We start from the raw sequence: 22991 nt of genomic DNA on the forward strand, positions 1-22991 counted from the left end.
CGGGAAGGGAATCCGGCCGCCGTGTGCCGCTGTGTCCTGTGGGTCAGTCGCGGCGCTTGCGTGCGGCGACGATCACGAGCACGCCGAGTCCGCAGAGCGCGGCCGCGGCCCCGCCGTAGAGCAGGGTCCTGGAGCTTCCCGTGTCGGCGAGCTCGTCACTCGCGGAGTGCCGCTCCTCGCCGGACTCGCGGGGTCCTGACCGCTGCCCGGGGTGGCCCTGGGCGGGTGCGGGCCTGCCCTGCACGCGCGTGGCGCGGATCGCCGAGGTGCAGGGGTCGTCGCCGCCGCGCCGGGTCTTGGCGCAGTTGCTGCCGGGCGCCGTCACGGTGATGACGGTGACCTTGCCGGGGGTGCAGGACACCTTGACCTTCTGTGTGACGGTGACCTTGCCCTTGGCGGGGACGGTGCCCTGCCACACGTACCGGGAGCCCTTCTCGGTGACCTTCCCGGAGCTCGCGACGGGCCGGCCGCCGGGCCGTACGGGCCAGGACGCGGTGGCGCCGACGCGCGGGTGGCGCGACGGGTTCCTCACGGTGATCGTGTTGGTGGTCGAGCCGCAGGCCTGGACGGTGCGGCGGGCGGGGGAGCTGACGACCGTGACCGGGGGCCGCGGGATGTCGAGGACGGGGTCCGCCGCGCATCGGGGGTCGGTGCTGCCCTTGTCGCAGTTGGAGCGCGGGGTCTCCACGTCGACGTCGTTGAGCAGCTTGCCGTCGCCGCGGACCGGGTCCTTGACGGTGACCGAGTACGTGACGGTCGCGGTCTCGCCGGGGCCGATGTCCCCGACGTAACCGAGCTTCGGTCTCGTGTACGAGACGGAGCCGGTGGTCGCCTTCGCGTCCTCGTTGTACGTCGCGTCGTCGAGGTTGCCGCTCAGGTCGTCGCTGAACCGGGCACCGGGGTACGGCAGTTGGCTGATGTTCTTCGCCTTGACCGTGTAGGTCAGCTTGCCGCCGGGCTTCACCTTCGTGGGCGACGCGGTCTTGGTGACCCGCAGGTCGGGCACCGGCACGGAGAGCGCGAGCTGGGAGGGGACGTACACGTCGCCGGTGCTGGTGAACGTCAGCTTCGCCGACCGCGCGCCGACGGGGATCGCGCCGTCCGGCACCTCGAAGGCCTTGGCGTCGATGCTCAGGTTGTTGCGGTACTTGGGCTTGACCGCGCCGTCGTCCTCGCTGACGAAGAAGTTGTCGGTCTTGCCGGTGTGCGGCTCGGTGACCGGCTTCCCGTCGACGAGGAACCGGTCGCCCTTGGTGTTCCAGTCGCCCTCGAACGCGGTGGTGCTGGCGTGGATGTCACCGGCGGTGCGGTAGAAGCCGTCGACGGGGACGGTGGTGGAGCCGTTCGGGGCCGCGGCGCGGGACTTGGTGGAGCGCTGGATGACGTGGCCGCCCCAGACGTAGACGTTGCGGCGGTCCGGCGCGTACTGCTCGTCGGGCCCGTCGTACTTGTAGACGACGGTCAGCGACCAGCCGCCGACGCAGCCCTGTCCCGACGGCGCCCACACGTTGCCGACGGCGACCTCGACGGGGCTGCCGGTGGGCGCGCCCTGGAAGGCGTCGGTGACGTCGGCCTCGGCGGTGTAGTAGTGCGGGCCCTGCGTCGCGTCGGGGGAGCGCACGGCGTTCTCGACGTGCACCGTGGACTGGGCGCCGCCGCCGACGCGGATGACGGGGCTCGTGGTGAGCGGGTCGCCGGGCGCGGGGTCGACGGGCTTGTTGCCCTCGCGGTTGAGGTCGCAGATGTCGCGCACGGTGCGGCCGAAGCGGTGCGTGCCCGCGTTGCCGCCCCAGAACAGGCGCGCGTAGTCGACCCGGGCGCCCGGCGGGATCGTCACCTGTCCGGTGCTGGAGTCGAAGGTGCCGGTCAGCCCGGCGGTGTCGATCCGGCGCTCGACGAAGTTGTTGTTGTTCTTCGTGCCCTTGGCCTGCTGGGTCTCCTTGCAGGAGGCGGCGGTGGCGGCCGGGCTCGTCGGGCAGTCCAGGACCGTGTTGCCGATGGTCTTGAAGTCGCCGTACAGCGATTCGTCGTAGCGCTTGGCGAAGGGTTCGACGACCTCCGCGGCGGCGGGCGCCGCGGTCGCGGTGAGGACCCCGGCGGCGGCGGTGGCGGTGGCGAGCGTCAGTGCGCCCGCCCGCCGCATGACTCTCATGGCATCTCTTGCCCACGCATATCTGACCCACATAAAAGGGCAATGTAGGCAAAGCGCATGATATTCGTCGGTTACGCCACGCGACGGTGCGCATACTCGGAGATATCAGCCATCGGCGGCCGCTCCTCCGTGTCCACCGGATGCGTCCTCGGCTCGAACCCGTGCTCACCGCGGACGAACTGCGTGAGCTCGGGGCGTACGAGATGACCACGCGCGAGCCGCACCTGCGCCGTCCGGTAGATCGCCGCCGCCATCCGCCCGAGCGCCTGCCCGTCCTGGTGCCGGTGCCTGCGCACCCCCACGTCGACCTGCGCCAGCGCGTCCAGGCCCACCGTGTGCAGCGCGTCGACGAGCAGGCCCAGCTCCACGCCGTACCCCACGGGGAACGGCAGCCGTTCGAGGAGCGACCTGCGGGCCGCGTACTCGCCGCCCAGCGGCTGCACGAACCCGGCCAGCCGCGGCCAGTGCATGTTCAGGAGCGGCCGCGCCATCAGCTCCGTCACCCGGCCGCCCTGCCCGTCCGCCCCCGCCAGCGGGCGGTCGTACATCGCCTTGACGAACGCCACGTCCGGGTCGGTCAGCAGCGGGCCGACTATCCCGGAGACGAAGTCCGCCGAGAACTCCTTCAGGTCCGCGTCGACGAACGCCACGATGTCGCCGCTCGTCGCGAGCAGCGAACGCCACAGCACCTCGCCCTTGCCCGCGACGGCCGGCAGACGCGGCAGGATCGCGTCGCGGTGGACGACCTTGGCGCCCGCGGCGGCGGCGACCTCCGCCGTACGGTCCGTGGAGCCGGAGTCGACCACCAGGAGCTCGTCGACCAGCGGGACCCTCTCCATCAGCTCGCGGCGGATCTCGGCGACGATCTCGCCGACCGTCCCCTCCTCGTCGAGCGCGGGCAGCACGACGCTCACCGACGTGCCACCCGCCCGTTTGGCGGCGGCGAGGCGGTCCGGCGGGCGGTCGGCGACGGACCAGGAACGCCTGCTCAGCCAGTGCTCGACCTCTTCCAGCACGGTCGTGGTCCTCCCATATGTGATCCATCTCGCGGTTCGGACGACTATCTCAAGGGTCCGGGGCTTCGGTTACAGTCTTGAACAACGCCGGTGGCCATCGCATGTCGGGGTCACCACCGCGTTCTCGGGCGAGATCCGAGATCCACAACTGAAACCCACAATCGAATACCGCTCATCCAGAGGGGCAGAGGGATACGGCCCGTTGAAGCCCCGGCAACCACCCAGTCGGTCTCGCGCAGTCAAGCGCAGCGAGGCTCCCGGCTAGCGAAGGTGCCAATTCCGTCTCGCGGCGAGATGCGTCGCGAGGAAGATGAGGAGAAAGGGCCTCGCCTCCATGGCTGTGCAGACTGTCGCCACCGAAAGCACCACCTCTTCCGTAGACCTCGGGCCCGCCTCCGGCCTCTCGTGCCGTGAGTGCGGCACCAAGTTCCCGCTCGGCCCGATCTTCGCCTGCGCCGAGTGTTTCGGCCCCCTCGAAGTCGCGTACGACCTGCCGCTCGGTGACCCGGAAGCCCTCCGCAAGCAGATCGAGGCAGGCCCCGCCAACATCTGGCGCTACGCCCCGCTCCTGCCCGTCCCCGCCGACGTGGCCGACAAGCCGAACCTGAACCCCGGCTGGACCAAGCTCGTCAAGGCCGACAACCTCGCCAGGGAAATCGGCGTCCAACAGGGCAAGTTGTTCGTCAAGGACGACTCCGGCAACCCCACGCACTCCTTCAAGGACCGCGTCGTCGCGCAGGCCCTCGAAGCGGCCCGCGCCTTCGGCTTCACCACGCTGTCCTGCTCCTCCACGGGCAACCTCGCGGGCGCGGTGGGCGCCGCCGCGGCCCGCGCCGGCTTCCGGTCCTGCGTGTTCATCCCGCACGACCTGGAGCAGGGCAAGGTCGTCATGGCCGCGGTCTACGGCGGCGAGCTCGTCGGCATCGAGGGCAACTACGACGACGTGAACCGCTTCTGCTCGGAGCTCATCGGCGACCCGCTGGGCGAGGGCTGGGGCTTCGTCAACGTCAACCTGCGGCCGTACTACGGCGAGGGCTCCAAGACCCTCGCGTACGAGATCTGCGAGCAGCTCGGCTGGGAGCTGCCCGACCAGCTGGTCATCCCGATCGCGTCCGGCTCGCAGCTCACGAAGATCGACAAGGGGCTCAAGGAGCTCATCGCGCTCGGCCTCGTCGAGGACAAGCCGTACAAGATCTTCGGTGCGCAGGCGGAAGGGTGCTCGCCCGTGTCGGCGGCGTTCAAGGCGGGCCACGACGTCGTCCGCCCGCAGAAGCCGAACACGATCGCCAAGTCGCTGGCGATCGGCAACCCGGCCGACGGGCCGTACGTGCTGGACATCGCGCGGCGGACGGGCGGTGCGGTGGAGGACGTGAACGACGAGCAGGTCGTCGACGCGATCAAGATCCTGGCCCGCACGGAAGGGATCTTCGCGGAGACCGCGGGCGGGGTGACGGTGGGCGTCACGAAGAAGCTGGTCGAGGCGGGGCTCATCGATCCTTCGCTGACCACGGTGGTCCTCAACACGGGTGACGGCCTCAAGACGCTTGACGCCGTCGCCGAGACGTCGCAGGCCACGGCGACGATCAAGCCGAGCCTCGAGGCGTTTCGCTCCGCGGGGCTCGCCGGTTAGTCGCCGTAGGGCCTCGTGTCCGCTGCCGGCCGCGGGCCGTGGTCCGTCCTCGCGCAGTTCCCCGCGCCCCTCACGGGGCGCCGTCGCCCCCCTCCTACCCCCTGAGGTGAACCCATGAGCGTCAACGTCCGGATCCCCACCATTCTTCGCACCTACACCGGCGGCAAGGCCGAGGTCGCCGCCGAGGGGGCGAACCTCGGGGAGGTCATCGCCGACCTGGAGAAGAACCACACCGGTATCGCCGCCCGCGTCCTGGACGACCAGGGCAAGCTGCGCCGTTTCGTCAACGTGTACGTGAACGACGACGACGTCCGGTTTGAGCAAGGTCTCGAGACGGCCACTCCGGACGGCGCGGGCGTCTCGATCATTCCCGCCGTCGCCGGCGGCTGATCTTTTCGCAAGCACCCTGCGTTATCTGAATTGCCCCCTCCGCGAGAGAAACGGAGGGGGCAATTCTGCATGGTTGAGCGCGGTACAGTTGGGAAGCGTGCTCCGCCGCCCGTGCCGAGCGCATATACGAAGTCGGCCTCGGGCCGACAAGAAGTAGCCAAAGAGCACTGCCCATTTGAACCTTTTGCGGCTTTCGCCTGGCCCGACTTGCCCTGAATTCGGACGGAATCTCCGTAAATTACCGATCGGGCGCGCCCAGAATTCTCGTCCGATTGACCTGTTGCAGACGGCAGTTGGACAGATACATTCAGCGGCGGTCGACGCGTTCCGGCGCACACCCCTACCAGTGGGGGGTGAGGTCTGACCCGGGTCCGCGAAGTGCGGTCCTGTGCAAGGGCCAGTAATAGGGGAGTTAGGCATGGCTCAGGGCACCGTCAAGTGGTTCAACGCGGAGAAGGGGTACGGCTTCATCGCGGTCGACGGTGGTGCGGATGTTTTCGTCCACTACAGCGCGATCCAGATGGACGGTTACCGCACCCTTGAAGAAGGTCAGCGAGTCGAGTTCGAGATCTCGCAGGGCCAGAAGGGTCCGCAGGCGGACATGGTCAAGCTCGCCGTCTAGCTCGGCGCGACCGACCACCGAAGCAAGCATCGCGAGGGGCTCGTATCCCAACAGGGGTACGGGCCCCTCGTGTGCGCGGGGTACGCGGGGGCGTGCGCCCGGAAGCTGTCCGGGATCCATGAGAGGCGCTTGCACTCGCAGGGGTCGAGTGCTAATCATTGGGCTTAGCACTCTCCCAGTGAGAGTGACAGAACTTGGATCGGGTCGGTGAGGCCCGCAGGCCGGGTGGGGCAAGGAACCACAAGGCTTGCAGGCCGTCCGTCGCGGGCACCAGCACGATCCGTTTGCATGCCACCCCGTCCGGGAGGACCACTTCACATGGCCAAGATCATCGCGTTCGACGAGGAGGCACGGCGCGGCCTCGAGCGCGGCATGAACCAGCTCGCCGACGCCGTCAAGGTGACCCTGGGCCCCAAGGGTCGCAACGTCGTCCTCGAGAAGAAGTGGGGCGCCCCCACGATCACCAACGATGGTGTGTCCATCGCCAAGGAGATCGAGCTCGAGGACCCGTACGAGAAGATCGGTGCCGAGCTGGTCAAGGAGGTCGCGAAGAAGACGGACGACGTCGCCGGTGACGGCACGACGACCGCGACCGTCCTGGCCCAGGCCCTGGTGCGCGAGGGTCTGCGCAACGTGGCCGCCGGTGCCAACCCGATGGCCCTGAAGCGCGGCATCGAGAAGGCCGTCGAGGCCGTCTCCGGCGCCCTCCTCGAGCAGGCCAAGGATGTCGAGACCAAGGAGCAGATCGCTTCCACGGCCTCCATCTCCGCCGCCGACACCCAGATCGGCGAGCTCATCGCCGAGGCGATGGACAAGGTCGGCAAGGAAGGCGTCATCACCGTCGAGGAGTCGCAGACCTTCGGTCTGGAGCTCGAGCTCACCGAGGGCATGCGCTTCGACAAGGGCTACATCTCGGCGTACTTCGCCACCGACATGGAGCGTATGGAGGCGTCGCTCGACGACCCGTACATCCTGATCGTCAACTCGAAGATCTCGAACGTGAAGGACCTCCTTCCGCTCCTCGAGAAGGTCATGCAGTCCGGCAAGCCGCTGCTGATCATCGCCGAGGACGTCGAGGGCGAGGCCCTGTCGACCCTGGTCGTCAACAAGATCCGTGGCACCTTCAAGTCCGTCGCCGTCAAGGCCCCGGGCTTCGGTGACCGCCGCAAGGCCATGCTCGGCGACATCGCCATCCTCACCGGTGGCACCGTCATCTCCGAGGAGGTCGGCCTCAAGCTGGAGAACGCCGGTCTCGACCTGCTCGGCCGCGCCCGCAAGGTCGTCATCACCAAGGACGAGACGACGATCGTCGACGGTGCCGGTGACAGCGACCAGGTCCAGGGCCGCGTCAACCAGATCCGCGCCGAGATCGAGAACAGCGACTCGGACTACGACCGCGAGAAGCTCCAGGAGCGCCTGGCGAAGCTCGCGGGCGGCGTGGCCGTCATCAAGGCCGGTGCCGCGACCGAGGTCGAGCTCAAGGAGCGCAAGCACCGCATCGAGGACGCCGTCCGCAACGCGAAGGCGGCCGTCGAAGAGGGCATCGTCGCCGGTGGTGGCGTCGCTCTCCTCCAGGCCTCCGCGGTCTTCGAGAAGCTCGAGCTCGACGGTGACGAGGCGACCGGCGCCAACGCCGTGAAGCTCGCCCTGGAGGCCCCGCTCAAGCAGATCGCCGTCAACGGTGGTCTCGAGGGTGGCGTCGTCGTGGAGAAGGTCCGCAACCTCACCGTCGGCCACGGCCTCAACGCCGCGACCGGTGAGTACGTGGACATGATCGCCGAGGGCATCCTCGACCCGGCGAAGGTGACGCGTTCCGCCCTGCAGAACGCCGCCTCCATCGCCGCGCTGTTCCTCACCACCGAGGCCGTCATCGCCGACAAGCCCGAGAAGGCCGGCGCTGCCGCCGCCCCGGGTGGCATGCCGGGCGGTGACATGGACTTCTGATCGACCTCTGGTTGATCACTGTCCTGACGTACCGAGGGCGGCACTCCTTCTCCGGAAGGGGTGCCGCCCTCGGGCGTTCGCCGCGCGGACCGGCTACGGCAGCCGGTCCAGAATCCAGGTGCAGAGTTCCTCGGTGACGAGGGTGTGGCCCTCGTTCCGCGAGGCGCAGAGGAACTCGTCGAGTTCGCTCTCGCTCTCCGCCGCGGCCGTCACCGGCTCGTACAGCTTCTCGTGCGTGTCGATGTCGCGCAGGGCGATGGCGCTGACCGTGGGCACGAAGCAGTGTTCACGGATGTCCGCCGCGGAGCGGAGACCGATGAAGGCCGGGATCTTGTTCAACTCGTCGGCGAGGATGCCGAAGCCTTCCAGGGTGCCGCCCGGCGCCCCGTCGATCTCGGGCAGCCCCGACGTGTTGACGTGCGGCCGACGCAACGTCACCACCCGCAACTGGCCCACGAGTTCGTCCTCGCCCGCGGACTGCGTGTAGAGCCGCGTACCGGTGATGGCCAGCCCCTTCCCGTGGAACGCCTGCTCACCGGGCCGGATCCCGTTGCTCTCCCCGATGCGCACCCCGTTCGCCACACCGATCTTCTTCGGCCGCGACGGCCACCCGCCGACCCGCTCCAGCTCGGCGAGGAACGTGCCGCGCTCCTTGTCGGTCTCCGGCGTGTCCCCCCACTCGCTGATGTGCTGCCACAGCAGCTGCCGTGCGGCCGGGCTGTTCATCTGGTGCGAGAACGCGGCGTTGAGGCTGCGGATGTAGTGCGCGAACGCCTGCAGCGCGACGGGTATCCACGCGCCGCGGTGCGGGCTGTCGTACGAGAAGTACAGCGCCGTCTGGTGGTCGTTCGCCTGCCCGCCCTCGTGCTCCATCTTCGCCAGCGCGTACCGCGTGACGAGGCCGCCCATGCTGAAGCCGCCGACGGTCAGCGGGTGGTCGCCCGTGCGGCGGGCGATGGCCTCCAGGATCGCGGCCCGTACGACTTCCGCGTTCTCCAGGATCGACGCGCTGCGCTCGTCGTACCCGATGAGCACGACGTCGCGGCCGCGGTTGCGCAGTTCGCTCAGGAACGCGTACGGGCCACGCTCCATGATCTCCCACGAGAAGTCGAGGTCACTGGGTCCGCTGCTGAACCCGTCACCGATGAGGACGGGCTTGGCCAGCCCCTTCTTGGGGTCGGCGAGATACACCCAGGCGGTGCCGCCGGGCAGCGCCCACTCGTCGTCGGGCGCGGGCGCCTCGGCGGGGGCCTCCCGTGCCTCCCGCGGGCCGGGGGCCAGGGTGATACGGGCGGCGGCTCCGATCGCCTCCGCGATCTCGCGCTCGTCCAGTTGCTCCAGATCGGGCTGAGTGGGCTCGTTGGAGTCGGTCATGAGGGTCCCCTCCGGTCGTGTCCAGTCGTGTCCGGTCGTGCCGCTTCGATGACGTGGGGTGCCATCATCGGCACGCGCCGTGATCGAAGGCGGGGCCTCAGCGGCCTTTCGGCCAGTACGCGTTCGGCCGTTCCCGCGCGGGGCGTCGGCGGGGGCGTGGCGGCGGGGCGGGGGTGACCGGGCGGTACGGCGCCGGGGTGACGGCGGAGCGGTGGCGCGTCGGCCACGGGACGCCTGGGCGGGGGGTGTCGGCCGCCCGGCCGACGGCGAAAGTATGTCGCGAAGACGACGCGGGGGTGGGGCGGCGCCCGGACACGGAGGGGTGTTGGGTCGCCAAGGCTTTTAAGGGTGGTCAGTTGCGGACACGCTGAGTGATGAAACAGCAACACTCGGTGTGAGAGGCAGTGGTCATGGCGCTGACGGCGGAGGAACGGGTGCGGGCGGCCGAGGAGGCCGTACGGCAGTTGAAGGCGGGCCTCGCGGAGGCCGGGGTCACGTTGCCGTCGTTGCGGGTGGACCCGCTGAGCGTGGCGAGTGAGGGGCTGCCGCTCGTGGAGCTGGGGCGGTGCAACCTCGACACGGCGCTGCGGCTGGCCGCGGTGCTGGAGGGGGAGAAGCGGTGATGGGGGCGGAGAAGGGGGTGGAGGAGGATCCGGTTGCGCCGGGGGAGGATCCGGTCCTGCCGGAGGAGGATCCCTGTGTCCCGGAGGCGGGGACGTACGCCGTCGATTACCGGGACGGGAGCGTCGGGCAGGTCATGGGATGCGAGGGAGGGCTCGTGCAGCTGCGGCCGCTGGGCGGAGGGCGGGAGTGGGACTGCCCGCCGGATGCGGTGGGCGCGGCCGATCCGGGGGAGGTGCTGCGGGAACGGGTACGGGAGCTGAACCGGCGGGTCCAGGCGTGGCCGCGGTGAATTCTGCTCGCTGGAAGCCGTGGGGCCACGGCTTCCGCGGCTGAGTCAGGCCGCTGGGTGACCGACGAACCTGACCTCTTCGTGGTCGGCGTCGAGGGCGATGTTCAGGGAGGCGTCCAAGGCCATGGCGACGCGGCGCAGAAGGGGCAGAGTCGGGACTGCGTCCGCGCCCTCGATGCGGGAGATCTTGGCCTGGGTCAGGCCCGCGCGCTCGGCGACTTCCGTCTGGGTGAGGCCGAGTTCGGTGCGGCGGTCGTAGACGGCCTTGGCGAAGGTCATGGCGAGGCGGATCTCGGCGCGGTCGGCCGCGGCCTCGGGCGTCTCCATGTGGCCTTCGAGGAGCTCCCGCTCGCGGGTCAGCTTCCACCGGGTGTGGCTCACTCCGTGTCTCCGTCCTCGGCTCGGTCGTATGTCAGATGGGCTGGAAGGTGCTCGCTCTCGCACACTTCACGAGCCCGTACCGCGCGGTCGACCTGCTCTCGTTCCCGTATCCGGGTCTTGTGGAAGACCGTGAGCAGCGCGATGCGGCGGTCGGCCGTGAACCAGTAGGTGGCTCGTGTGTCCCGCCCGTCCCGCGTGGGCCGGAGCTCGTACACCCCCTCGCGCAGGGGGCGGGCGAAAGGCATGGGAGTGGCCGCGCCCAGGCTCGCGAGCAGGTCGGCGTACTCCTCGACCTTTCGGTAGTGCCGATCGGTGAGGAGCTCGAGCCAGGTGCGGACTTCCGGCTCGAGCTCCACGTTGTAGAGGGCGTCCGTGCGACGACCGCATTATGTCGTCTGCGACATAATAGCGGACCGTGAGCCGGTTCGCCGGATCGTGTGACGTGCGGTACGGGGTGTCGTCAGACCGTCGCCGGCGCCTTCGCCGGGGTCGGTTCCGCCTCTGCGCGGGCCGTGGGGGACTCGCCCGCGTCGACGTCCGCGTTCAGGTCGATCAGCATCTGCTTGCTGAAGCCGAAGAAGTAGGTGGCGAGGAAGCCCACCAGGTAGCCGACCAGGAGGCCGCCGCCGTAGATCGCGACCGTCAGGCCGAGGTTCTCGTTGCCGTCGAGGAGAGGGAAGAGGGCCCAGCCGGACGGGCCGATCGCCGTCGAGCCGACCTTGTCGCCGAGCATCGAGAAGAACCCGATGAACGCGCCGCCCGCGGCCCCGCCCACGCACGCCGTGACGAAGGGGCGGCCGAGAGGGAGGGAGACGCCGTAGATGAGGGGTTCGCCGACGCCGAGGAAGCCCGCGGGGAGCGCCGACTTGATCGTCGTACGGATCGACGTGTTGTGCCTCAGGCGCTTGTAGACCGCGATCGCGCAGCCGACCTGGCCCGCGCCCGCCATCGCCAGGATGGGCAGCAGGACGGTGAAGCCCTGCTGCTCGATGAGTGTCGTGTGGATGGGGATCAGGGCCTGGTGCAGGCCCAGCATGACCAGGGGGAGGAAGAGGCCGCCGAGGACGAGGCCCGCGAACGCGCCCGTGTTGTCCAGGAGCCAGTTCGCCGCCGTGCCGATGCCGGTGGACACCTCGCCCGCGAGGAACATCAGGCCGAAGATCGTGACGAGGCCGGAGACGAGCACCGTGAGGGTGGGGGTGACCAGGACATCCACCGCCTCCGGCACCCACTTCCTACACCACTTCTCGACGTACGTGGCGAGGACCGCCGCGCCCAGCGCGCCGAGGACGCCGCCCTGGCCGGGTGAGAGCTTCTGCCCGAAGGCCTCGATGTTCGCGACGCCCGCGTACACGATGATCGCCGCGACCGCGCCGCCCAGGATCGGCGTACCGCCGAACTCCTTCGCCGTGTTGTAGCCGACGAACACCGCGATGAGCGCCATGAAGCCGGAGGCTATGGCGGCGAGCGCGGGCGTGATCGACGGCAGCCACTCCAGGTTGATCAGGAGGCCGTTGAAGCCGGCGATGATGCCGCAGCCGATCAGGGCGGGGATCAGCGGCACGAAGATGTTCGCGATCCGGCGCAGGAACAGCTTGAACGGGGTGGCGTTCTTCGCCTTGCGCGCCTCCTTGATGGCGGCGCCCTGGGCGGCCAGTTCGGAGGCGGTGGGCGCGTGTTCGGCGCCCTCGGGACGAGGCTCGGCGACCCCCGGGCGGGACGAGGCGCCCTTTGGCCGGGGCTCGGCGCCCGCACCGCTCTCCGCCACCATGGCTTCGAGTTCCGGCGTGACCCGGGCGACCGTGCCCGGGCCGAGCACGATCTGGTACGTGTCGTCCTCGACGACGCCCAGCACGGCGGGCAGGGCCTTCAGCGCGTCGTCGTCGACGAGCGAACGGTCGGCGAGGCCCAGGCGGAGCCGGGTCATGCAGTGGGCGACGGACGTGATGTTCTGGGCACCGCCGACGAGCGGGAGGATCGCGGCGGCGGTGGCGCGGTTCTTGTCAGGTGCCATGGTGCGTGTGCCTTGCTGTGCGTGGAGCGGCGGTGCTTCGACTCGTGGCTCAGTTCGTACGGGAGTTGTCGAGGGCCGCGCGGAGGTGGCCGTCGGACGTGGCGAGGAGTTCGGCGGCGGTGGGGCCGTCGACCTGGCCGAGGATGGTGAGGATGGCGTTCTTCACCTCCCCGTCGGTCGCGGCGAGGGCGGCCTCGATCTCCTCGTCACCGGCGCCGGTGGCGAGGGAGACGATGCGACGGGAGCGGGCCCGCAGCTTCTCGTTGGACGCGCGCACGTCCACCATCAGGTTTCCGTACGTCTTGCCGAGGCGGATCATCGTGATCGTCGACAGCATGTTGAGGACGAGCTTCTGGGCCGTGCCCGCCTTGAGGCGGGTGGAGCCGGTGAGGAGTTCGGGTCCGACGACGACCTCGATGCCGTGCTCGGCGGCGGCGGCGAGCGCGCTGTCCGCGTTGCAGGACAGGCCGATGGTGAGCGCGCCGTAGCGGTCGCGGGCGTACTCGACGGCGCCGATCGCGTACGGCGTACGGCCCGACGCGGAGATCCCGACGACGACGTCGTCCTCGGTGAGGTTCAGGTCCTCCAGGTCGTCGGCGGCGAGCTCCTTGCTGTCCTCCGCGCCCTCGACGGCCTTGACCATGGCGCTCGGCCCGCCCGCGATGAGCCCGACGACCTCACTCGGGTCGGTGTTGAACGTGGGCGGGCACTCGGAGGCGTCGAGCACGCCGAGGCGCCCCGCCGTACCCGCGCCCGCGTAGATGAGCCGGCCGCCGCGGGCCATGCGCTCCGCGGTGCCGTCGATGGCGGCGGCGATGGCGGGGAGCTGCTCGGCGACGGCGGTGGCCACGGAGGCGTCCTCACCGTTCATGATCTTCGCGATCTCCTCGGTGGGCAGCCGGTCGATCTCGGAGAGCTCGGGCCGGAACGCCTCGGTGGTGAGGGTGGCGAGCTGGGCGCGGAGCTCTCCGTAGTTGTCGCGGGGCTCGCTCGTGCCGGTCGCGTCGGTGGTTGAGGTCATGGCGTCTGCGGCTCTTTCGTGTCCGGTGCGGGGGGCTGGTCGGGAACGGGTCAGCGGTTGCCGTTGCCGTTGCCGCGCGGGCGGTGGCGGTGGGCGAGCGCTTCGTAGGAGGCGGCGAGCGCGGGCGCCGCCGTCTCGTACGTCCGCTGGGCCACGCCCACGAACAGGCAGTCCACGACGAGGAGTTGGCTCGTACGGGACGACATCGCGGCGGGCCTCAGCTCGCTCTCGCGGGCCGTGGAGGTGGTCAGTATGTGATCGGCGTACTGCGAGACGGCAGCGCCGGGCCGCCCGGTGATCGCGATCGTGGTCGCGCCGTGCTCGAAGGCGACGCGGAGGGGTTCGATGACGTCGCCGGTCGAACCGGAGTGCGTGATCGCGATCGCCACGTCCTTGGCGCGCAGCGTCACGGCGTTGGTGACGGCGAGGTGCGGGTCGGAGTGCGCGTGCGCGATGTGCCCGATGCGGAGCAGCTTCTGGGCGAGGTCCTGGGCGACGAGGCCGGAGGCCGCGACGCCGTAGATCTCCACGCGGCGGGCGGTGGCGAGCGCGGCGACGGCGGCGCCGAGCTGCACGGTGTCCAGTCCCGCGGCGGTGTCGGCGAGGGTCTGCTGCTCGTCGTACGCCAGCTTCGCCACGACGTCCGCGATCGGGTCGTCGACGGCGATGTCCGCGGTGACGGCCGGGGCGCGGCCCGACTGCTGCTGGGCGGCGAGTCCGGCGAGGGCGAGGCGCAGGTCGCGGTAGCCGGGGTAGCCGAGGAGGCGGGCGGTGCGCACGACGGTCGCCTCGCTGGTGCCGGTGAGCTCGGCGAGTCCGGTGACCGTGAGGGCGGCGCATCCCGCGGGGTCGCCGGCGACGGCCTCGGCGACCCGCTGCATGGAGCGGGTCATCGACGGCGCGAGGGTCCGCACCTTGGCCGCGAGGGCGGCGGGGGCGGGGGGTGCGGCGTCCGCGAAAATTTCCTTCACATCATGGGTCACATCTGAAAGATATTTTCGGACTGGTGGCCGGTCAAGACCCTGTAGGTCCCGAGGTGGGCCGGGACCAACGTCCCTCGGGCCTCGGTGCTCAGTCCTCGGCCTCGGCTCTCGCCCCTCGGCGCCCGCTCTTTTCGCGGCTGTCGCGTACGGGGCGACAATGGCTGCATGGACACGATCGACCCCCTGGAGCAGGCGTTGCACGCCGCTCGCGCCCTTGTCCTCGCCGACCTGGTGACCCGCGAGGTCGCACAGGCCGAGGTCGTCTCGCTGGTCGAGGAATCGGTGGCGCACCGCCGCTGGTGGGTCGAACAGTGGCCGGAAGGCATCGAGTACGTCGCCGGCCTCGTCGCCCAGGACGTCCAGGACGCCCTCCTGGAGCGGTACGGGCGCTGGCCGCTCTGCCCGGTCTGCGGCTCGGGCGACCCCCACGCACTGGACGTGGAACCGGAGCTCGGCCCCGACCCGCACTGGGTGTGCGGGAAGGCGGGCGTGGTGGTGGCGCGGGTGGGGAGCCTGACGTGACCGTCTATCCGGTGGGGAGCCCGACGTGACCGTCTACATAGACCCGCCCACGTGGCCGGGCCACGGCCGCATGTGGTCCCACCTGGTCAGCGACGTCTCCTTCGAGGAGCTGCACGCGTTCGCGGCGTCGGTGGGCTGCCCGCCGCGTGCCTTCGAGCGCGACCACTACGACGTACCCGCGGAACGGTACGCGGACGCGGTGCGGGCGGGGGCGGTGGAGGTCGGCTCGAAGGAGCTGGTGCGGAGGCTTACGGGGGCGGGGTTGCGGAGGCCTAAGGGGCGGGCGGTGTAGGTGGTGGGGCCGGCGACCTGCGTCGGCCGTCAGGCTCCGCGTCCAGAGGTGTGGTCCGCGTCAGGGAATCCGGGCTGAACCACGTCTCCGCCTCGTGGCGCATGCCCAGCTCGGTCGCGGAGAGCGCGACGTCGTGGAAGGGCAGCGCCAGCCGCATGGCCACGGAAGCCAGAGTGGCCAGGGAGACGCGTGTGCCGGGCCGCTCGTTGCGCCAGGCCTCGATGTCCGTCCAGGCACCCGGAGTGAGCGCGTCGAGGAGCGTGATCTCGGCTTCCGTCTCGTGCTCGTGGGACGGGGAGGGCGCGGCGATCTCGAACCCGAGACCGGTCAGATGCGCGGCCACGGAGTCCGTGTAGGGGCCGTCGCCTGCGTCTTCGGCGTCCATCGCGTGGGGATCCATTCCGACGTGCAGTGCGATGGCCCGGAGTTCCATGGGCGGGATCGGGCCGTATTCGGTCGGTTCGGGCAGGTTTCCGTAGAGCACCGAGGTCACGTCCTCGTCGGGCAGCCGGGACAGCGCGGAGGGGTCCGGGGTGCAGGCGTACCCCAGGGAGACGAGGCGGGAGGCCGCCTCCGCGAGGGAGATGTCGGCCGTGTTGGCTCGTGACGCGATGCTGAACAGGGTTACGGGGGTGTCCTCACCGGCCTCTGCGAGACCGGCCCCTACGACTCCCGTACCCAAGAAGGCGATTTCCTCCCGGGTCGGCAGTTCCCCTTCGTCGTCCGGCGTGACGGGCACGTCGTACCCCAACGCACGGAGCTGGGCCGCCGCGGCGGCCACGGACTGACCGGTCCGCCGGGCGACCGCCGTCAGGTAGCGGAGTGGGACAGGGCGGTCCACGTCCGGCGAGTCACCCTCGTACTCCAGGAGCGCCCGGTCGTCGTCGGTCAGCGTGTCCGCCGAGGAGCCGTGCGGCGGAACGGCGAACCCGAGCCCTTCCAGGAGCAGGGCGACCTGACGGAGTCCGACGCCGGTGGCCCGGGCCACCGATGCCAGCTGTGCCGGTGAGATCTGCCGGGCCGCCTCCGGAGCGGGAGGTTTCGCGTACCCGTTCCACAGCATCCTGAAGATCGATTCCTCGTCGGCGGTCCATCCGTGCCGTTCGGGACATGCCTCGGCCACCGTGAACCCGAGCTCCCGCAGCCGCTGTGCGGCCCGGGAGCTCGGGATCTCGGCCAGTGCCGCGCTCATGCAGACCTGTGCGGCGGGCAGGGACGACCCGGGTTTGAGCCAGCCGTCCGGGTTGCCGAGCGGGTGCAACAGGGGAAGGTCCTTGCGGAGCACGGCGGTCGCCCCGTGCAGTGGCGCGGTGCAGTAGCCGAGCGATGTCAGGCGGTCGACGGTCTCGGCCGCGGACAGCCCGGTGAGCTCGACCCGCTCGAAGATGTCGGCCGCCGTGAGCTCCTGGGCCGGGTCCTGCCAGTGGAACAACGCGTTGAGACTGAGTACGCCGAAACCGGCGAGCACGGTGGACGGATTGCCGAACAGCCGACCGGTGGCCAGCGGCCCCCTGACCCAGCCCTCCAGTCTCGTATCCCAGCGGGGGAACATGGTTCCGTGCCGGGCGAGCAGCGCGATGTCCGACGGGCGTGCGCACGGAAGGTCCTCCAGGGCCGATGCGGGCAGCGCGAGCGGCACGCCCAGCCCCGCCCGATACAGCGTCAGGAGACGCCAACGCAGCACCTGCTCCGGAAGATTGAGCAGGAACGAGGCGGTGTGGTGCCGCGCGTTCCCTGGATAGCGACCGGTCACCAGGGGGAGCAGGGTCTCGTCGGGAGGAAAGAAGCCGACCTCCGCGTAGGGCAGCGAGACGTCCCCCAACTGCCAGGGTTGATTGACGCGCTGAGCCTCTTCGGCGACCCGGTCCCCGAAGGAGACGGAATGGTCACAGGCGCGGGCCAGCCACAGCGCGGTGGGCAGCGGTGTTCCCGGCGCGAAGAGGCTGGGCACCGCCGCCGTCATCCGCTGCTCCACGTGGTCCCGGTCGAAGGAGCGGAGGTTCCGCCGATCCACCGTCAGTTCGGGGCGACGCTCCCCGTGCAAGTTGACCAGGGCGCCGTGTGGCGTGGTCCGGTGCATCAGGTTGTCGGTGCTGGCGTACACGCCGTCCGCCAGGATCCAGCCCCGGCTGTCCACCCACCAAAGGTCGGGGTCGTCCGAGGGGAAGCAGACGCCGCCTCCCCGCAGGCTGACCCAGCTGCTGGTCAGCTGCAGTTCCATGCCGATCGGCGACGGCTCTCCCGGCCGCCACTCGTGCTGCCGAGACCCGTGCTCGGCCGTCGTACGGTACGGCGCGACCCACAGCACCCTCTGCAGCGCGGTCACACACGACACGGGGGCACCGTGCTGGGGCAGGAGCAACCGCACCGTGGTGCCCGACACGTCCCCGGGTCCCAGATCCTTGACCCGGAACAGGTTGCCGGGCCCGGCGATCGACACTTGGAGGAGGCGGCCCGGGCGGCCGTCCCGGCCCATCCGGCAGGTGCGTACGACGATTTCGTCGGCCAGCATGAAGTAGCTCAGCACCCCGATGCCGAAACGCGAGTTGGGGTGCAGCTCGATCTTCGGGTCGGGCAGTTCCGCCCAGGCCGCCTGCTCCTCGATGTACTCGGGGAGGTCCACGAATCGGGCGCCGCCCTGCGAGAAGACGTTGCTCAGCTCGTCGATACCCATCCCGATGCCGTTGTCACGGCACTCCAGGTAGGGACGGTCGTCATCGCCGACCCCCTGGACGAACTCGATCAGCCCCTCCCAGCGGACGGACGTCCGACCGGTGCGGTGCAGGAACTGCGTACGGCAGTCGGCGTAGCGCACCGCGTCCAAAGCGTTCTGGTACAGCTCCCGGACGGCCAACTCACGTTCACCGTACAGCTCTTCACCCATCAGCAGCTCTTGGACCCGGTCCTCCGCGAGCTGGAAGCGGATGCCGCTCGACAGCTGATCGGGCGTGTTGTCACCGAGGCGGACCCGCGACCCGTCCGCGTACGGCGGCAGCGTCGACAGAGGCGCGAGTGTCGGGTTGTTCGCCTTGTTGATGTCGCGGAGCAGGCCGTCGACGCGCGACGCGTGCTCGCGCAGGGCGATCTGTACCGCCGGGTGGCCGCACACCGCGTTGAGGGAGCGGCCCGTGCCCGACGTGCGCCAGTCCGAGCTCCGGACCGTCGTGCGGAGCTCGTCCAGGTTCACGCTGTCCGAGATGCCGAGGTGTTCCACGACGATCTCGGGGAGATCGACGGGGTCCACCGCCATCGCGTACGCCGCCTTCGTGAGCGCGGCGACCAGCGGCTCGCGCACCTCGTGCTCGTCGGGCGCGCTCGCGGCGACCGTGTCGCTGTCGTGCAGGCCGTCGCCGCGCGCGGTGGCGAAGGGGGCGGCGCGATGCTCCTGGAGGAAGCGCATCAGCCGTTTCTCGGAGAGGGACTCCGTCACCCAGCGAGGGTGGTCCGAGCCGTTCGCGGGGGCGCCGACGAGGAGTTTCAGGGACTCCGCCGCGTACACCTCCGGCTGCTGGATCAGCCAGCGGTGGTACAGCCACCAGCGGATCCGCTCCACCGAGCCGTCCGCCACCTTGGCCTGCTCCAGGGCGCGCAGCCTGCGCTTGATCCGCGGGAAGCCCTGGGCGAACTTGCGGAAGCGGTCCCGGTCCGGGGCCGGCCCCTTCGTGTCGTCGGACAGGACGTCGCGGCGACGCTCCGCCTCCTGCGCCCAGAAGGTCTGCTCGACCAGGGGGAGCAGGACGGCGAGTGCGGCCTCGGACGGGGACAGTTCCACGCCGTCCGCGAGGCGGTGCGTCAGGAAGCCGAGCCTGTCGTGGGTGCGCAGGGCCAGTTCGGAGTCGTGCCACGGGTCGGCGTGGAGCGTGGCCCACGCCTTCTCGTACGCGGCGGCGAGTCCCGTCGCGAGGGTGCCGCAGAGCTCGTGCAGGGTGTCCCGCGCCGGGCCGGGGCGCGTGCGCTGCCACACCGGGTGCTGGGCGGTCGACCGGATCCACGGATGGGCCTCGGTGTGCCGGTCGGGGCCGGGGAGGAGGGGGAAGTCCTGCTCACCGGGGGGCAGTTCGGAGACCACGCTGATCTGCTGCGGGGCGCGGGACGGCCGCTTGTAGGCGCGGTGCAGGGCGGTGACGCGGGTCTGGGCCTCCTGGAAGAACTCTTGCAGCCGCATCGCGTGCGGGTTCTTCTCGATCACGTCGCCGACGGCCCGCGTGAAGAGGCTGAAGGACTCGCCGGGTGCGATGCCGGTGTCGGAGTCGGGCGCGGCGACCTCCGACTCCCGGACGAACAGCGCTTTCTGTGCCGCCGAGCATCCGTATACGTACGCCACCTTGCGCCGCAGCGACGCGGCGATCGCCCGGCGGGTCCAGCTCTGCATGCCGGGCGGGCCCGCCTTCGCGTCCCGTTGGACGCCCTCACGGCAGGCGTCGACGAGGAAGACGACGTGGCTCGCGGGGGACTCCTCCAACTCCCTGCGCCAGTCGATCTCGACGCACGCGTCGGAGAACGGCTCGACCGCGTAGGTCGCGTCCTCGGGGACCAGGTAGTCCCTGCCCTCGAAGTGGAATCCGTGTCCGCTGAGCACGATCCACAGCGTGTCGTCCGGCCGGGCGTCCCGCAGGAACGCGCGGGCCTGGGCGTGGACGACGCTGGGGATGATGCCCCGCTTGCTCTCGACGATCTCCGCCGACCGGAAGCCGCGGTCGGTGAGGACATCGCGCAGCCGCGCCAGGTCGTCCTGGATGAACGGCAGGCTGTCGAGGAGCGGCTCGTCGTAGTCGCTCGCCCCGATCAGCAGGGCCTTGTGCGCCACCGTCGCGCGCTCAGGCCGTCGGACGCTTGAACGTCAGGGTCAGGCCCCTGGTCCCCTGCACCTGTCCGGTGCCGATGAGCTGGATGGAGCCGCTCGCGGTCACCTGGAACGACAGCTGCGCCTCGGCGAAGGCGAGCGTGTCGTCCCGGTCCGCGACCTCCTTGAAGACCTTCTGCAACGCGTCGACCGTCTCGGCGAGGTTCTTGCGGAGCGGGCCGAGCGGGACGGAGCGGAGCACGGAGTCGCCGTCCCGGCTGAAGAGGCCCTTGGTGTCGGCGCCCGGTCCTTCGAGGTCCGTGTCCTCGTCGGTGGCCTCGACCCAGAAGGTCAGGGACTGGCCCTCGATCCGGTCCGTCGCGTCGTCGTTCGCCGTCGTCATGCCGCCCCACCCCTGGTCCGTGGACCCCGGGACCTCCCTGATCGCCGGGGTCCGTCAACTTTAGTTCCAGGAGGGGCTTTTGGTGACCTCCTCGGCCGGGTCCACGGAGGTTGCCGAGGAGGTCGTGACGACGCGGCTCGGAGCCCTGCGGTGCAGGCGGAGGGAGACGGCCACCGCTGCTATCGCCGTTGCCGTCATCGCCGCTCCCGCCCACGCCGTCGCCTCGTAGCCGAGTTTCAGGTCGATCACCGTGCCGCCCAGCCACGGGCCGCCCGTGTTGCCGAGGTTGAACGCGGCTGTCGTGGTCGCGCCCGCCAGGGTCGGGGCGGCTCCGGCCACGTTGAACATGCGGGCGTTGAGCGCCGGGGCCGTGTAGAACGCGGAGACGCCGATGAGGAAGGAGAGGGTGATCGCGGCGGCGGGGGTCGCCGCGAACAGGGCCAGGGAGACGAGGAAGACCGTGGATGCGGCGATGCCGGTCAGGAGGACGCCGAAGAGGTGGGCGTCCGCCACGCGGCCGCCGATCGTCGTGCCGACGAGCGCGCCGACGCCGAAGAGGCCGAGGACCGAGGGGACCCAGCTCTCGGAGAGGCCGGACACGTCCGTGAGGAGCGGGGAGAGGTACGAGAACGCGCAGAAGACGCCGCCCGCGGCGAGAGCGGTGATCGCGATCGACAGCCAGACCTGGCGGTCCGCGTAGATCGACAGTTCCTTCTTCAGGCGGGGCTTCTCGGTGGGGAGCGGGATACGGGGGATGAGGGTGACGACACCGACGAGTGCGACGGCGGACGCGGCGCCGACCGCCCAGAACGCGGAGCGCCAGCCGAGGTGCTCGCCGAGGAACGCGCCCGCGGGGACGCCGAGCACGTTCGCTATGGACAGGCCGCCGATCATGACCGCCATGGCGCGGGCCCGCTGGTTGAACTCGACCATCGCGATGGCGACGGCCGCGCCGACCGCCCAGAACCCGGCACAGGCGAGCGCGCTGATGACGCGGGACGCGAAGAGGATCTCGTAGGTGGGGGCGAGCGCGCCTGCCACCTGGCCCAGGCCGAAGACCGTGATCAGGGTGATGAGCGTGGTGCGGCGGGGGAGGCGGAGGGTCGCCACGGCGAGGAGGGGCGCGCCGATGACCATGCCGATGGCGAAGGCGGAGATGAGGAGGCCGGCGCGGGGGATGGAGACGTTCATGTCGTCGGCGATGGGCGGGAGGAGCCCGGAGAGCATGAATTCGCTGGTGCCGAGCGCGAAGACGGCCAGGCCGAGCATGTAGACGGCGACGGGCATGCGGGCGGCTGCGCCGGGCTTGGGTGGGGGGACGGAGTTCGGCATAACAGGAGTGAACGTTGAGGTGGGAACCGTCATTCCCTGGAGGGGGCTGCCCTTGCTTCGCTGGGCGGTGCGGGGCAAACGGGTGGGCGGGTGGGAAGTATCCGCCGCGAAGCGGCGGGCTTGGCGGTTACGCCCGGTGCAGCCCGTAAGCACGATGTGGGGTGCGGTCCGGCAGGCGGGAGAAGCCCGCGCCCGTGGCCACCTTCTGGGACGCCGTGTTCTCGGGGGTGGTGAGGGCCAGGAGGGACCGGACCTCGGGGTGCGTGAGGGCCCACGCGGAGAGCGCCCGGAGGGCCGTCGTCGCGTAGCCGTTGCCGCGCGCCTGCTCCACCAGGTCGTAGCCGACCTCGACGCACCCGTTGTCGTCCGGCGGCCCGTGGAAGCCCATGCCGCCGACGGCCAGCTCGTCCGCGGTGCGGACCACGGCGTACATGCCCCACCCGGGCCGGTGCACCCCGGCGACGTACGACTTGAACAGCTGGCCCGCGGCCCCCCGCGTACCGCCGAAGGGCGCGCCGCCGAGCCACGTGAGTCCGCCCGTGCCGCCCTCGGCGAGGTCCGCCGCCGCCGCGGGGGTGACCTCGCGCAGGGAGAGCTCGCCCGCGGGCAGTGCGTGCGGGTTGTGCCAGCGCCATTGCGTGACGCGCGCGCGGCCCGGCAGGTCGCCGCGGCCCGTGGCCCACAGCAGCGTCGTCCAGGGCGTGCCGCCCGCGGGCGTCGGCGGGACGTGCGGGAAGAGGTGGGACAGGACCGCCTCGGCGAGAGGGGCGGGCGGCTCCGTGTCCACGTCCAGAGCGTGCGCGATGTCGTACGTGTGGAGCAGGAGCTCCGTCACGCCCATCGCCGCGAAGCCCGACGCGTCCGCGCCGCCCGACGGGTAGGAGTGGTAGGCGCGGACACCGCGCGGTGTCGTGCGGACCACCGCGGAGAGCAGGCCGGCGGCCGCCTCGATCGCGTGGATCGCCCCCTCGGGGCCCGTGCCCTCGTCGAGGGCGCTGTCGAGGGGCACCCAGCCGTCGGTGGCGCGGCCCGTCAGCTGGCACGCGTACGCGGCGAGTACGCCCGCGATGTGCTCGGACGTCTCCAGGCCGCTCCAGTCGAGCCCGCCCGCCTTCCCGCTCCAGTCGCGGTCCGCCGCCGCGCGCAGTACCGCGGCCGCGTGCGCGACGGCCTCGTCGATCTGGTCCCCACCCATGTGCAACATGAGGGAGACAGTACG

The 22991-nt window shown here is 70.7% G+C and carries 20 protein-coding genes and 1 riboswitch; of the genes, 8 read left to right on the top strand and 12 right to left on the bottom strand.

Annotation, left to right across the window (positions count from 1 at the left end):
* Positions 1 to 43 precede the first annotated feature (43 nt).
* Together DEJ48_RS21665 and DEJ48_RS21670 are read right to left on the bottom strand one after the other, a co-directional pair.
* On the bottom strand, positions 44 to 2152 hold the full coding sequence (locus DEJ48_RS21665) for a DUF11 domain-containing protein (protein ID WP_150217761.1): 2109 nt from the start codon (positions 2150 to 2152) through the stop codon (positions 44 to 46).
* Between the two features lie 71 nt (positions 2153 to 2223).
* Positions 2224 to 3168, bottom strand: coding sequence for a glucosyl-3-phosphoglycerate synthase (locus tag DEJ48_RS21670; protein WP_150217762.1), 945 nt, complete (start codon positions 3166 to 3168; stop codon positions 2224 to 2226).
* A 169-nt stretch (positions 3169 to 3337) separates the two neighbouring features.
* Positions 3338 to 3485, top strand: a riboswitch (SAM riboswitch).
* Positions 3486 to 3502: 17 nt separating this feature from the next.
* On the opposite strand from DEJ48_RS21670, the gene thrC reads away from it, so the two are divergent.
* From thrC to groL, 4 genes are all read left to right on the top strand, one after another.
* Positions 3503 to 4798, top strand: a complete 1296-nt coding sequence (gene thrC / locus DEJ48_RS21675; RefSeq protein WP_150217763.1) for a threonine synthase — start codon at positions 3503 to 3505, stop codon at positions 4796 to 4798.
* A 114-nt stretch (positions 4799 to 4912) separates the two neighbouring features.
* The gene (locus tag DEJ48_RS21680) at positions 4913 to 5188 is read left to right on the top strand and encodes a MoaD/ThiS family protein (RefSeq protein WP_150217764.1); all 276 of its coding nucleotides are present in this window, start codon (positions 4913 to 4915) and stop codon (positions 5186 to 5188) included.
* Between the two features lie 418 nt (positions 5189 to 5606).
* Positions 5607 to 5810 (top strand): cold-shock protein, encoded by a 204-nt coding sequence (locus DEJ48_RS21685; protein WP_005315736.1) that lies wholly within the window; start codon positions 5607 to 5609, stop codon positions 5808 to 5810.
* A gap of 318 nt (positions 5811 to 6128) precedes the next feature.
* Complete coding sequence (gene groL, locus DEJ48_RS21690) at positions 6129 to 7754, top strand: chaperonin GroEL (RefSeq protein WP_150169309.1); 1626 nt, start codon at positions 6129 to 6131, stop codon at positions 7752 to 7754.
* Between the two features lie 93 nt (positions 7755 to 7847).
* Here the strand turns inward: groL and DEJ48_RS21695 are convergent, their stop codons facing one another.
* Complete coding sequence (locus tag DEJ48_RS21695; RefSeq protein ID WP_150217765.1) at positions 7848 to 9128, bottom strand: esterase/lipase family protein; 1281 nt, start codon at positions 9126 to 9128, stop codon at positions 7848 to 7850.
* Positions 9129 to 9538: 410 nt separating this feature from the next.
* Here DEJ48_RS21695 and DEJ48_RS21700 point away from each other — a divergent pair, with 410 nt between their 5' ends.
* Positions 9539 to 9751, top strand: a complete 213-nt coding sequence (locus DEJ48_RS21700; RefSeq protein WP_150217766.1) for a hypothetical protein — start codon at positions 9539 to 9541, stop codon at positions 9749 to 9751.
* On the top strand, positions 9751 to 10041 hold the full coding sequence (locus DEJ48_RS21705; RefSeq protein WP_150217767.1) for a hypothetical protein: 291 nt from the start codon (positions 9751 to 9753) through the stop codon (positions 10039 to 10041). The genes DEJ48_RS21700 and DEJ48_RS21705 overlap by 1 nt, the downstream gene beginning before the upstream one ends.
* Before the next feature lie 45 nt (positions 10042 to 10086).
* Here the strand turns inward: DEJ48_RS21705 and DEJ48_RS21710 are convergent, their stop codons facing one another.
* From DEJ48_RS21710 to DEJ48_RS21730, 5 genes are all read right to left on the bottom strand, one after another.
* Positions 10087 to 10422: a helix-turn-helix domain-containing protein gene (locus DEJ48_RS21710; RefSeq protein ID WP_223832141.1), complete on the bottom strand. Its 336-nt coding sequence runs from the start codon at positions 10420 to 10422 to the stop codon at positions 10087 to 10089.
* Positions 10419 to 10778: a type II toxin-antitoxin system RelE/ParE family toxin gene (locus DEJ48_RS21715; RefSeq protein ID WP_150217768.1), complete on the bottom strand. Its 360-nt coding sequence runs from the start codon at positions 10776 to 10778 to the stop codon at positions 10419 to 10421. The genes DEJ48_RS21710 and DEJ48_RS21715 overlap by 4 nt, the downstream gene beginning before the upstream one ends.
* Positions 10779 to 10882: 104 nt before the next feature.
* Entirely contained in the window at positions 10883 to 12436 is a 1554-nt protein-coding gene (locus DEJ48_RS21720; protein ID WP_150217769.1) for a PTS transporter subunit EIIC, read from the bottom strand.
* Between the two features lie 49 nt (positions 12437 to 12485).
* Positions 12486 to 13457, bottom strand: a complete 972-nt coding sequence (gene murQ, locus DEJ48_RS21725; protein ID WP_150217770.1) for an N-acetylmuramic acid 6-phosphate etherase — start codon at positions 13455 to 13457, stop codon at positions 12486 to 12488.
* A gap of 50 nt (positions 13458 to 13507) precedes the next feature.
* Entirely contained in the window at positions 13508 to 14440 is a 933-nt protein-coding gene (locus DEJ48_RS21730) for a MurR/RpiR family transcriptional regulator (protein WP_150217771.1), read from the bottom strand.
* A gap of 165 nt (positions 14441 to 14605) precedes the next feature.
* On the opposite strand from DEJ48_RS21730, the gene DEJ48_RS21735 reads away from it, so the two are divergent.
* Both DEJ48_RS21735 and DEJ48_RS21740 read left to right on the top strand, forming a co-directional pair.
* A complete protein-coding gene (locus DEJ48_RS21735) occupies positions 14606 to 14962 on the top strand; it encodes a hypothetical protein (RefSeq protein ID WP_150217772.1) in 357 nt (118 codons plus the stop codon).
* A gap of 25 nt (positions 14963 to 14987) precedes the next feature.
* Complete coding sequence (locus DEJ48_RS21740; protein ID WP_150217773.1) at positions 14988 to 15254, top strand: DUF4031 domain-containing protein; 267 nt, start codon at positions 14988 to 14990, stop codon at positions 15252 to 15254.
* Here the strand turns inward: DEJ48_RS21740 and DEJ48_RS21745 are convergent.
* The 4 genes from DEJ48_RS21745 to DEJ48_RS21760 all read right to left on the bottom strand — a co-directional run bounded on the left by DEJ48_RS21745 (position 15235) and on the right by DEJ48_RS21760 (position 22976).
* The gene (locus DEJ48_RS21745; protein WP_150217774.1) at positions 15235 to 20061 is read right to left on the bottom strand and encodes a caspase family protein; all 4827 of its coding nucleotides are present in this window, start codon (positions 20059 to 20061) and stop codon (positions 15235 to 15237) included. The two genes, DEJ48_RS21740 and DEJ48_RS21745, sit on opposite strands and share 20 nt — an antisense overlap.
* Positions 20062 to 20071: 10 nt before the next feature.
* Entirely contained in the window at positions 20072 to 20440 is a 369-nt protein-coding gene (locus DEJ48_RS21750; RefSeq protein WP_150217775.1) for a hypothetical protein, read from the bottom strand.
* A 60-nt stretch (positions 20441 to 20500) separates the two neighbouring features.
* Positions 20501 to 21727 carry a Cmx/CmrA family chloramphenicol efflux MFS transporter gene (locus DEJ48_RS21755; protein ID WP_150221299.1) on the bottom strand — a complete coding sequence of 409 codons (1227 nt, stop codon included), beginning with the start codon at positions 21725 to 21727 and terminating at the stop codon, positions 20501 to 20503.
* A 172-nt stretch (positions 21728 to 21899) separates the two neighbouring features.
* Complete coding sequence (locus DEJ48_RS21760; RefSeq protein ID WP_190537517.1) at positions 21900 to 22976, bottom strand: GNAT family N-acetyltransferase; 1077 nt, start codon at positions 22974 to 22976, stop codon at positions 21900 to 21902.
* Between the last annotated feature and the right edge of the window lie 15 nt (positions 22977 to 22991).

Origin of the sequence: Streptomyces venezuelae (assembly GCF_008642315.1) — a bacterium.
In the GTDB taxonomy this organism is placed as follows: domain Bacteria; phylum Actinomycetota; class Actinomycetes; order Streptomycetales; family Streptomycetaceae; genus Streptomyces; species Streptomyces venezuelae_D.